The organism is Priestia sp. P5_B4 (genome assembly GCF_056400385.1).
On the sequence record NZ_JBFULJ010000079.1, the window covers coordinates 1 to 11,162 of the forward strand.

11 protein-coding genes, 1 tRNA gene and 1 pseudogene are annotated in these 11,162 nt (G+C 37.5%); 11 read left to right on the forward strand and 2 right to left on the reverse strand.

Annotated features, from left to right (window positions below):
* The 5 genes and pseudogenes from AC1DRF_RS10015 to AC1DRF_RS10035 all read left to right on the forward strand — a co-directional run.
* Nucleotides 1-186, forward strand: a pseudogene (locus AC1DRF_RS10015) (phosphogluconate dehydrogenase (NAD(+)-dependent, decarboxylating)); the annotation flags it as partial.
* Between the two features lie 25 nt (nt 187-211).
* Complete coding sequence (gene gntK / locus AC1DRF_RS10020) at nt 212-1,753, forward strand: gluconokinase (RefSeq protein ID WP_043980421.1); 1,542 nt, start codon at nt 212-214, stop codon at nt 1,751-1,753.
* 278 nt (nt 1,754-2,031) lie between these two features.
* Nucleotides 2,032-3,558, forward strand: a complete 1,527-nt coding sequence (locus AC1DRF_RS10025; RefSeq protein WP_043980420.1) for an NCS1 family nucleobase:cation symporter-1 — start codon at nt 2,032-2,034, stop codon at nt 3,556-3,558.
* A 270-nt stretch (nt 3,559-3,828) separates the two neighbouring features.
* Nucleotides 3,829-5,157 (forward strand): GntT/GntP/DsdX family permease, encoded by a 1,329-nt coding sequence (locus AC1DRF_RS10030; protein ID WP_013081793.1) that lies wholly within the window; start codon nt 3,829-3,831, stop codon nt 5,155-5,157.
* Between the two features lie 154 nt (nt 5,158-5,311).
* Entirely contained in the window at nt 5,312-5,923 is a 612-nt protein-coding gene (locus AC1DRF_RS10035) for a DUF1349 domain-containing protein (RefSeq protein WP_477740675.1), read from the forward strand.
* Nucleotides 5,924-5,961: 38 nt separating this feature from the next.
* Here the strand turns inward: AC1DRF_RS10035 and AC1DRF_RS10040 are convergent, their stop codons facing one another.
* A complete protein-coding gene (locus AC1DRF_RS10040; protein WP_097824305.1) occupies nt 5,962-6,582 on the reverse strand; it encodes a YitT family protein in 621 nt (206 codons plus the stop codon).
* Nucleotides 6,583-6,754: 172 nt separating this feature from the next.
* Here AC1DRF_RS10040 and AC1DRF_RS10045 point away from each other — a divergent pair, with 172 nt between their 5' ends.
* Nucleotides 6,755-7,204, forward strand: a complete 450-nt coding sequence (locus AC1DRF_RS10045; protein ID WP_013055467.1) for an Lrp/AsnC family transcriptional regulator — start codon at nt 6,755-6,757, stop codon at nt 7,202-7,204.
* A 27-nt stretch (nt 7,205-7,231) separates the two neighbouring features.
* Here AC1DRF_RS10045 and AC1DRF_RS10050 read toward each other — a convergent pair whose 3' ends face one another.
* On the reverse strand, nt 7,232-7,987 hold the full coding sequence (locus AC1DRF_RS10050) for an arylamine N-acetyltransferase family protein (protein WP_427075717.1): 756 nt from the start codon (nt 7,985-7,987) through the stop codon (nt 7,232-7,234).
* Between the two features lie 264 nt (nt 7,988-8,251).
* On the opposite strand from AC1DRF_RS10050, the gene AC1DRF_RS10055 reads away from it, so the two are divergent.
* The 5 genes from AC1DRF_RS10055 to AC1DRF_RS10075 form a co-directional block, all read left to right on the forward strand.
* Nucleotides 8,252-8,323 (forward strand) — tRNA-Val (locus tag AC1DRF_RS10055).
* Between the two features lie 123 nt (nt 8,324-8,446).
* Nucleotides 8,447-9,538 (forward strand): tyrosine-type recombinase/integrase, encoded by a 1,092-nt coding sequence (locus tag AC1DRF_RS10060; RefSeq protein ID WP_477740676.1) that lies wholly within the window; start codon nt 8,447-8,449, stop codon nt 9,536-9,538.
* 160 nt (nt 9,539-9,698) lie between these two features.
* Nucleotides 9,699-10,415 (forward strand): hypothetical protein, encoded by a 717-nt coding sequence (locus tag AC1DRF_RS10065; protein ID WP_353749635.1) that lies wholly within the window; start codon nt 9,699-9,701, stop codon nt 10,413-10,415.
* 88 nt (nt 10,416-10,503) lie between these two features.
* Complete coding sequence (locus AC1DRF_RS10070) at nt 10,504-10,719, forward strand: hypothetical protein (protein ID WP_353749634.1); 216 nt, start codon at nt 10,504-10,506, stop codon at nt 10,717-10,719.
* Nucleotides 10,720-10,836: 117 nt separating this feature from the next.
* A partial coding sequence (locus AC1DRF_RS10075; RefSeq protein ID WP_477740677.1) for a spr1630 family ClpXP-sensitive toxin occupies nt 10,837-11,162 on the forward strand: 326 nt, incomplete at its 3' end.

Below are 11,162 nucleotides of genomic sequence, written 5' to 3' on the forward strand. Positions count from 1 at the left end.
GTCATGCAGTCTTCTGGCGAAGGGAAATGGACTGTAGAGACTGCTCTTGATCTTCAAACGGCAACTCCTGTTATTGCTTTATCGCTAATGATGCGCTATCGTTCATTAGAGGAAGATACATTTACAGGAAAAGTTGTAGCAGCACTTCGAAACGAATTCGGCGGCCACGGTGTTGTAAATAAGTAAAGTAGTAAAGTAGGGGGACAGCAGCATGAGCAAAAAATATGCAATAGGTGTAGATATCGGAACAACGAGTACAAAGTCTGTATTGTTTTCAGTAGACGGTACAGTCATTGCAAATCATGGGATTGAGTATCCATTATACTCGCCGACGCCCGCGATGGCTGAGCAAGATCCTGAAGAAATTTTTCAAGCAGTTGTACGTACAATTCAAACGGTTGTAAAAACGAGCGATGTAAAACCTGAGGATATTTTATGCGTTTCATTCAGCTCAGCTATGCACAGTGTTATTGCCGTTGATCAGCAGGGAAAGCCGCTGACAAAATGTATCACGTGGGCGGATAATAGAAGTGCAGAATGGACGGAAAAAATTAAAAATGAATACAATGGTCATGAGATTTATTTGCGTACGGGTACGCCTATTCATCCGATGTCGCCGCTTTCCAAGCTAACATGGCTATCTAATGAACAGCCTGAACTAGTGAAGGGAACACATAAATTTATTTCGATTAAAGAATATGTATTCTTTAAGTTGTTTAACGAATATGTTATCGACTATTCGATTGCATCAGCAACGGGTTTGTTTAATCTGAAAAATCTTGCGTGGGATGAAGAAGCACTTAAAGTAGCAGGTGTTACAACCGATCAGTTATCCACTCCTGTTTCAACAATGCATCAGTTAAAAGGGCTAAACCCAGCGCTTGCAGTTGACATGCACTTACTTCCAGATACGCCCTTTATTGTAGGTGCAAGTGACGGTGTATTATCAAATTTAGGCGTAAATGCAATTGAACCAGGCGTTGTGGCTGTGACAATCGGGACAAGCGGAGCTATTCGAGCAGTGACTGACAAGCCAGTAGTCGATCCGAAAGGTCGTATTTTCTGTTATGCGTTGACAGAAGACCACTGGGTAATTGGCGGCCCTGTAAATAACGGCGGTATGATTTTCAGATGGGCTCGCGATCAGTTTGGAGCGTCGGAAGTAGAAACAGCTAAACGCCTTGGAAAAGATCCGTATGAAGTATTAACGGATATTGCGGCTTTAGTGAAACCGGGAGCGGACGGTTTATTGTTTCACCCATACCTTTCAGGAGAGCGTGCGCCGCTTTGGGATGCAAATGCTAAAGGTTCATTCTTTGGCCTAGGTTTGCATCATAAAAAAGAACATATGATTCGTGCTGTATTAGAAGGCGTTATCTTTAACTTGTATACGGTATTATTGGCACTTGAAGAGTTAATTGGAGAGCCTACAAAAATTCAGGCAACAGGCGGATTTGCACGTTCCGCACTTTGGCGTCAAATGATGGCAGATATTTTTAACCAAGAAGTATCGGTGCCGGAAAGTTTTGAAAGTTCATGTCTAGGAGCAGTTATCCTTGGCTTATATAGCCTTGGCGAAGTTGACTCATTGAACGTTGTTTCTGATATGGTTGGAGCGACTAATCATCATTATCCAATCAAAGAAAACAGTGAAGTATATAAAGAGTTAACGACTATCTATATTCGTTTGGCTCGCTTATTTAAAGAAGAATACGAAAGCATTACGGCTTTTCAAAAAAAATATGTACATTAAGTTCAAAAATCATCGCTTGAAGTTTTCAAGCGATGATTTTTTGTGTGTTAGGTTATCTAACAACCAAAAGAGTTGACACTACACAATATATAAAAGTTCCCTCAAATAATGTTACAATTTGTCCAGTGTATCCCCGTTTCTCATTAAATATAATAAGGGATAACGTTAGTATTTATCACATACTAGAAGGAATCGTCACAAACGCCTTTATATTTCAGAAAATTCAAATAAAATTTGTTTTTTGAAATGAACTTATTTTATGAAAAGGGGTTTTATGGATGAAAACACAAATTGAGCAAGATGGAATTGTGACGCTCACAGATGAGACGCACAATCAGCTGAGCGGCAGTGACCTTTGGAATGAGGATTTACGTCCGACTACGATGAAAGAGCATTCTTGGAAAGGAGTTAACTTTGCCACGCTTTGGATTGGGATGTGTCTGTGTATTCCAGCTTACACAATGGCGAGTGGAATGATGACGCTTGGAATGAACTGGTGGCAAGCAATTGGTACAATCTTTTTAGGAAATGTTATTGTTCTTATTCCTATTTTGCTTAATTCTCACGCTGGAACCAAGTTTGGCATTCCTTATCCAGTATTTGCCCGCCTGTGGTTTGGAGATAAAGGAGCACATATCCCAGCACTGGCTAGGGCCATCGTGGCTGCTGGGTGGTTTGGAATTAATACATGGATTGGAACGGAAGCAATCGATACACTTCTAAGCGCTTCGTTTTCGTCTTGGAATGGTTTAACTGGTCATACAGCCATTGTATTTGCTCTTTTTTGGCTTTTAAATGTAGGAGTGGCATATAAAGGTCCGCAAGCGATTAAAGTATTAGGAGCGATTGCTGCTCCGGTTATTGGTATTTCGGCTATTATTCTTTTTATATGGGCTTATACAAACTCGGGAGGATGGGGCCCCATTTTATCTACGCCTTCTAAATTTACATCAACAGGAGAATTTCTAGCCGTATTTTTCCCAGCTTTAACGGGGGTTATTGCCTTTTGGGCGACGCTCGCTTTGAACATTCCGGATTTCTGTCGATATGCTAGAAGTCAGAAATCTCAAATGGTTGCGCAAACCTTTTCCTTGCCATTGACGATGAGTATTTTTTCATTTATTGGAATTGCCGTTACTTCAGCAACAATCGTTATATTTGGAGAAGCTATTTGGGATCCAGTGGCCTTAGTAGCTAAATTCCCTCCGTTTATCATTTTCTTAGGAACAATCGTTATCGTGCTTTCTTCTTTAACGATTAATGTGGGAGCAAATATCGTCGCACCAGCCCGTGCAATTGAGAATCTGAATCCAAAGAAAATCACGTTTGCGATGGGGGCGCTAGTGACCGGTATTTTTGCTATTCTACTTCAGCCATGGTACATCATGTCTAATTTCGGGAACTATATTTTCGGCTGGCTTGGAACATACGGAGCGCTGCTTGGCCCTATAGACGGCATCGCCATTGCTGACTACTGGCTTGTAAGAAGGAGACAGATGGCATTAAAGGATTTATATGAGGTAAACGGTCGCTACAGTTATTCAACAGGTTTTAATAAAAACGGCATTTATGCATTAGTAATTGGCGTGGCCATACCCGTTTTAGGCTTACTGATTCCTGGACTGCGCTTTTTATGGGATAATGCCTGGACATTTGGTCTATTCATTTCTATCATCGCTTACACGTATCTCATGAGAGGAGATAAAAGTGTATTAGCGCCGGGGGAATATGAAGAAATAACGTTAAAAACAAGCGAAAAAACGATTATCGACAGTCAAACGGCTGATCCAACCATCACCAAATAAATAAGATGAATCCAATCATTAACATGATTGGATTTTTTTATGAGTTAAAACTGTATGGAAGAAAATTGATAAAATTTTTTTGAGTTTTTTTGTTGATTTAAGAATTTTTTTTTCATATAATTTAAGTGATAAAAAAATGAAATCGTTTTCTAAAATAATTAATGTAAACGATTTCGATAATTGAAACTTATTTTTAAAAAAATTCACAGGATGTAGAGCTTTTTTGCTACATAGAGAAAGCGTTTACTTAAAGGGAAGGTGGAAAGCAAGATGGATGCATACTTATTAGCTATTACAGTTGCCGCAATTGTTATTGTTATTGTAGGTGTTTCAGTTTTTAAATGGCATGCGTTTATTAGTTTAACGGTTGCGAGTTTGTTTTTGGCAATTGCTTCTGGGTTATCAATGGATAAAATTGTTGGCGCTTACGAAACGGGAGTGGGCGGTGTTTTAGGCCACTTAGTAGGAATTTTAGCGCTGGGAACAATTTTAGGTAAGCTGATGGCCGATTCAGGTGCCGGCATGCAGGTAGCGGATTATTTCGTAAGAATATTCGGTGTGAAAAGACTGCCATGGGCGATGCTAGTAGCAGGTTTCATTATTGGTATTCCTGTTTTCTTCGAAGTAGGAATTTTAATTCTACTGCCTTTAGTTATTTCCATTCATAAAACAACAAAACAAAATATATTATTGATTGCTCTGCCGGTTATTGCGGGATTATCAATTGTTCACGGTCTCGTTCCTCCTCATCCAGGTGCGATGGCAGCTATTAGTATTTACGGAGCAAATACGGGGAAAGTGCTTTTATATGCATTAATCATTTCAATTCCAGCTGCAGTTATCGCTGGACCGGTTTTTGCAAAATGGGTTCACAAACGAGTGATTCCAGAAGGAGAACCTGATCTAATTCGTATTACGACAACATCAAAAGATCTTCCTGGTACAGGCGTTTCATTTTTTGTCATTTTACTGCCCGTTCTATTAATGGTCTTAGCAGCTATAGCACCTGTTATTAACGGATTGCCAAGCGGCGTAGTGAAGTTTGTAGAATTAATAGGAAGTCCATTAATTGCACTTTTAATTGCTTGTTTTGCAGCGTTTTACCTGCTTGGAAAACGTCAAGGTATGACAAAAGATGTGATTAAAAAACTAACGGAAGAATGTTTGCTTCCTGTAGGATCTATTGTCTTAATTATTGGTGCAGGGGGCGGCTTCAAACAAGTATTAATCGATAGCGGAGTAGGTACAACGATTGGTCAAATGTCTGAACATCTATCTCTATCACCACTTGTACTTGCATTTTTAATTGCTGGATTAATCCGTATTGCTACAGGTTCAGCAACAGTTGCGTTAACAACAGCGGCTGGTATTGTCTCACCAATCATTGAGCATATGTCCGGTGTTAACTTAGAACTGCTTGTTATCGTTACGGGTGCGGGTTCACTAATGTTCTCTCACGTTAATGATGCTGGCTTCTGGATGGTGAAGGAGTATTTAGGATTAACAGTGAAAGAAACGTTCAAAACATGGACCGTTCTGGAAACGCTTCTATCCTTTATTGCTTTTGCAGGAGCACTTATTCTAAATGCATTAATTTAAAAATAAGACTCTTTTACTCTATGTAAAAGAGTCTTATTTTTTTATGAAAGAAAAGAATTTGTAAGAAAAATAATCAAAATATTTTATTTATTCGTTAAATTATGGCAAAATGGAAATAGAAGAATAATAGCTTCTAAGAAGGGAATGACAGAGAGTGAGTAATCAACTAGTATTTTTCACAAACTTTTCAGAAGGAAAATTAGGTTCAGACGTTTCTTGGTATTGTCCACCAGCTCAATTTCAAATTGATACAGAAACGAATCGATTAGTGATTAAAACAGACGCTAAAACGGATTTTTGGCAGCGTACTCATTATGGCTTTGAAGCGGACAATGGACACTTTCTTTACCGTGAAGTAGAAGGCGACTTTGAAATCATGACAAAGGTGCATACATATCCAGTTAATCGCTACGATCAAGCAGGTCTCATGATTCGTGTATCAAAAGATACGTGGATCAAAACGTCAGTTGAATACAATCCCGATGGTCCTAACCAATTAGGAGCAGTCGTAACCAACCAGGGCTTCTCAGATTGGTCCAGTCAAAATTTTACTCAAAACAAATCAGCGCTTTATTTTAAAATTCAGCGCAAAAACGATGATTACACCGTTTATTATTCAAGTGATGGAGATTCTTGGACTCAGCTCCGACTCGCTCACTTATTGAACTCAACCAAAGAACCTGTTCAAGTTGGTATTTATGCTTGTAGTCCTCAAGGAGAAGGGTATGAAGCCCAATTTGATTTTATAAAAGTAGAAAAAATGTAAATAAAAACCACGATTTAGCCACAGCTAAATCGTGGTTTTTATTTAGAAAGCGCATTATCTAAAGGCTGTGTGACAGAAGCGGATGTCGGTTGATTGTGTAAAGCAATTTTTTGCTTGAAGTAGCTGATGACAAAACCTGTAATCGCAATGGATATAACAGAGAAAATTCCTTTTGAAATTCCAATTGAATACATGCTCGACAGCACGACAAGGAAATCAAATGAAAAATTCACTTTTCCAGGATCCCAGCCAAATTTTCGCTGTGCGAATAACGCTAGAATATTAGCACCGCCGAGAGAAGCTCCGTTCATAAATAAAATGGATAAGCCAAGGCCGGCAATTAGTCCGCCCGTAACAGCACCCATCAGGCTGGGAAGTGTAAAAGAAGGAAGCAAGTGATCGAGTGAAGTGAGAAGCGATAGCAAAGACACTGATCCTATAGTTGTGGCGGTAAATTTCCATCCCATTTGAAAGAAGGAAAAGAGATAAAAAGGAATATTAATGAGAAAAAAGATTACCGCAAACGATAAGGGAAGGGCATATGACAAGCTAAGAGACAGACCAGCTGTTCCCCCMGTCACTACGTGAGAGTGCCGCAAGATAAGAACACCAATACTTGCAATCGTACATCCAAGAATAATCCATAAAACTTTTTTCATAAATAAACCCCTTTGTTTGTTTTTTCGGAATTTTCATTTTCAATTATCTACTTTAATGATAGGATATTAAATAAAGAAAACACATGTATAAATGAAGGAAATAATACTTGTTCTTTTATCAACTTGAATAAAGATTTTATTTATTATATTCATTTTGAAAGGAAAGGTTTGGATGGATCAAATCGATGCACAACTATTGTCTATTTTGCAAAGGGACGGACGTATGACGATTAGTGATTTATCAAAAAAGCTGGCTCTTAGCCGTCCAAGCGTATCAGAAAGACTGCAGCGTCTTCAGGAACGAGGAGTGATCCAGCGTTTTAGCGCTACGGTGTCTCCGAAAGCTTTAGGAAGAGATACACAGCTGTTTATTCAAGTAAGCGAATTAAAAAGAAAACCGGAGGAATTTGAAGACTTTATTGAGCAAAATGAAGACGTGCTTGAATGTCATCGCGTAACGGGGCCGGTTTCTTACTTTATCAAAGCAGCCGTGTCTGGAATGGATGGACTTAGAATGCTAGTGGATGAACTGATTCCTTATGGAAATGTGAATACCTCAATTATTTTAAAGTCGCCTGTAGAAAACAGGATGATTACTCCTGTACAAAAACCGGCCCCATAAGAGGCCGGTTTTCTGTGTAAGGAGATATTAATAAAATCCTTTAATAATATAAAAATGATTTTGTAAAATATCAGGTATTTCTTCTTCTGAAACGTTCCTTTTCGTCTTTTTTTCGCCATCTGTTACAGTTAGCGTTTCACCAGAGAGGGTAATGCGCCCTGTAGGGGTTGCGATCGTAACAAGACGTTTGTGTACAAACGGAGAATCCGCTGACGTTTGATTGAACTCACACATGGGAGTAAAGTCAGTCAGTTTCTTAGGAAGCGTAGACACACGGTACAGCGTTTTCCATACATCATCTTCCCATCGCTGCAAATCATACATATGCTCAGCAACGTTTGTCATACGATAAGAGCCGCTTACATCTATTACTACTTCGCCATTTAAAGGCATTGGCTTGCGCACAGAATCTCCAAATCCAACGTCTACGATGTAAGGCTGATTTTCAATCGTCACAAGGTTTGTAGCGTGACTTCCTTCAATGGTCCACGTGCCGTCGGGTTTTTTGACGGTAGCTGAAACGTAAGAGACTTCATATTCGCTTTCTTTTAACAGCCAGCCAAATAGACCGTTTAATTCGTAGCAAAATCCTCCCCGCAAATTTACGATTACTTTTTGAAAAATTCGTTCTAAATCAATTATGATAGGGGTTTGAGACAGAACATCTAAGTTCTCAAAAGGAACATGAAGCATGTGTTTGTTCTGTAAAGCAGCTAAGCTTTCATACGTTGGGCTATCCGGTTTCTTAGCTAAAAACCGACTAAAATAATAATTAATATTCATCAAATGCACCTCTTAGTAAATCATTTCTCTCTGTCTTTAGCAGAACGTTCATGTAACAGCTCTTTTTCGATTGTCTCTTTGGAAGCGAATCCTTGAAATACACGGCTGTCAATTTTTAAAGTTGGTACTTTCATCCCGTCACGCTCCTTTATGGCATGTTTTTATTTTATCAAAAATAAAGAGGATCCTTCCAACTTGGAAACTGCGGAAAAATAGTTGACAAAATTGGATAACTCTTTCTATAATATAGTCAATACATATCACGAGCGATTAGTTCAGTGGGAGAATACATCCTTGACAGGGATGGGGTCGGGGGTTCGAATCCCTCATCGCTCATACCATTGAATTTGTTGCGTTGGTGCTGTTTTTACTAACAGCAAAACCTTCGTAGTGATTCAATCAATCTTTGACGAAAACACTTCGTACATTCTAATTCCAGAATGAGCGAGGTGTTTTTTTGTGACTTCATTTAACTACTTCGACGAAAAACCACGAGTGAATAAACGGCAACCTCATAAACGAAAAGATGAAAAGATTTTAAAAAAAGATTCCGCAAAAATAGTATTTGAGAAGTTCCTTGAGTTTAAATCGAAACAGAATTTACGTCCTCCATCTTTAAATAAATTCGTGGCATTATTTAAAAACTTAGAGGTATTTCATAAAACACGAAGCGAAAAAATTTTGCATGTGACGCATATTACAACAGAATTTATAAGCGATTATGTGTATTGGTTAAAACACGAATATGTAAAATTTGAAAATAACAATAACGTTCCTGAGCGTGTTAAAACAATTGGGTTAGCAGATGCTTCAATTGCTACTCGAATACGGTCTCTAAAAACTTTCATTAATTGGTGCGTAAGAAAAAAGATTATTCAACAGAACCCATTCGATAGCTGGGAGGGTTTCAAGCAGAACAGCAAAGAAATTGATATTTTAACACGGAGTGAGTTAAACAATTTGTTGAAAGTGGCTAAATTCTATTCAAATAAATCTTTTAAATACTTTAGAGATACCGTTCTGTTGCATGTACTGATTGATGGAATGTTGCGCATTACCGAAGCATTGCTATTGTCACCAAATGACATTGACCATGTGAATAAAACAATATTGATTCGTTCGGTAAATGCGAAATCACGTAAAAGCCGTATCGTTCCTTTAAGCAATAAAACGTATCGTTTGTTGAGTCAATTGTTAGATGAAAATGAAGCGTTTGAAGGAGAAACGGACAACCTTGTTTTCTTGTCACTAAGTGGTCGTATGCTCAACAAAAATAACATATTGCGTGATTTGAAAAAATGGGCGAAGGAAGCAGGGATTAAAAAGCGATTTTATTTACATTTAATTCGTCATTCGGTAGCAACGGAATACTTACGGTCATCAGGAGATGTTGAATCACTAAGGAAAATTCTTGGGCATGCAGATTTGCGTACAGTATTAATTTACAGTCATTTAGCTGATTCTACCATACAAGAAAAACATCAAAGTCATGGGTTTTTCGGAAGCGAAAATGTAATTCAACGGAAACGTTCTAACAAAAGAAAAAAGTAGTTTAGAAGCAATTAAGCATGTGTTAGTATGAAAAAGTTTACAAAATAAAAACGAGTAGGTCATAGGACGGCAATCCTGCTACTCGTTTCGGACAAATCCACAAAGGACTCGTACTGCTATTTTAGCATATGTTCCTTTGTAATGAAAAGGAGCAGGAACAATGTTATTAAACGGTAAAGCAGAAGATTTAAGCAAATATTCCAAGTTGAAATATGAAGCAAATAAATTCATCAGCAAAGTAAAAGAAGTTTGGGAATACAGCGATTTACAAATCCGTTGTGTGTATCTTATTTCAGATTTAGCAAAAAAGGGCAACGGTGTATTTTCAATTGCATACAGCACATTTCAGACAATTTTTGAACAGCGTTTCAAAATGAAAATTTCATTATCATCTGTAAGAAGATTTTTCTCATTAATGAACAAATTAGGCTTATTATCCGTTCATAAAGCAAAACGCAAAAACGAACAACAATCAGCAAACATTTATATCATTGAACAACAATGTGAAGAGCCAACACAAATTGAAAATGAAGAACACCCTACAGAACAGGCTTCTGAACATCAAAATAGTGTTTCTAAAGAAACACAAAACGGTAAACATAAACCCTTAATTAAAGAATGTGTTAACAACGATAACGTTCAACAAGAGAAAATAATAAATGACGCATATATCGAATTTAAAAAACTAGGCGTAGATAAAGGAGTATTTAACAGAGTTTTGTCAGAAATAAAGAATAAGCAGGGGATTCGTAACTTTAAGGCGTATTTACATAAAGCACTTACCAACGTGGTTAATCATATGAGTTTAAAACGTGGCACTTTAGTAGTTGAACATCACGGTTTAAACGATTTCTACGATGTCCTAATGGGTCAATAGGTTGTATATATGACATAGGATTAACACGTTGTAGAATCGGCGACTGGTGTCATTTAGACGACAATTAAACATAGGAGTGATATAGAACATGCGACTATTTAACAACGTTTTTAAGAATCGTATTTTCCAAACGATATTATTAGGCTGTGGAGCAATGTTAATGTTTAGTGTGATTTCCTATATGCTATTTATCAATGCGTTTCCGAAAAATGTGGAAGAGGAAGCACGTATTAAGCAGTTCCAGTCGACTTGGGATAAACGTGCTCAGTATTATGAAGAGCATCCACATAAAGAATTAAATTAATTGAAAAAAATGCTTTTAAACTTTAAAAATTTCTTGGTTTTATCATTTTTTCTTTAAAATTATTTTAATTAGTATATAATTAGTAAAAGGTGATAAAAATAGAAAAGAGGGGATTTAGTGAAAGCATATAGTTTTTCTGTCGAAGTCAATAAAAAAATCGTTGATGGTATTTTACATGGATATAAGAACTACATTCATGAGAGAAATGATAAGCGCAATACCATGAGAATAAGTGATGCTTACGCATGGGTGAAAGGTAATCATATAGATGACCAAATTGCTAGCGAATGTGAAAGCATTGGTATTAGTTATAACAAAGCTAAAGCTGGTTATACATGGGGTTACCTGCAGTTTTCTTCTCCTCAAGAAAAAAGCATGTTTATAATTAAAAATGCTAAGTATTTTAACGCTGATAACTTTCCAGGTGGCAAAGGCATTAAGGG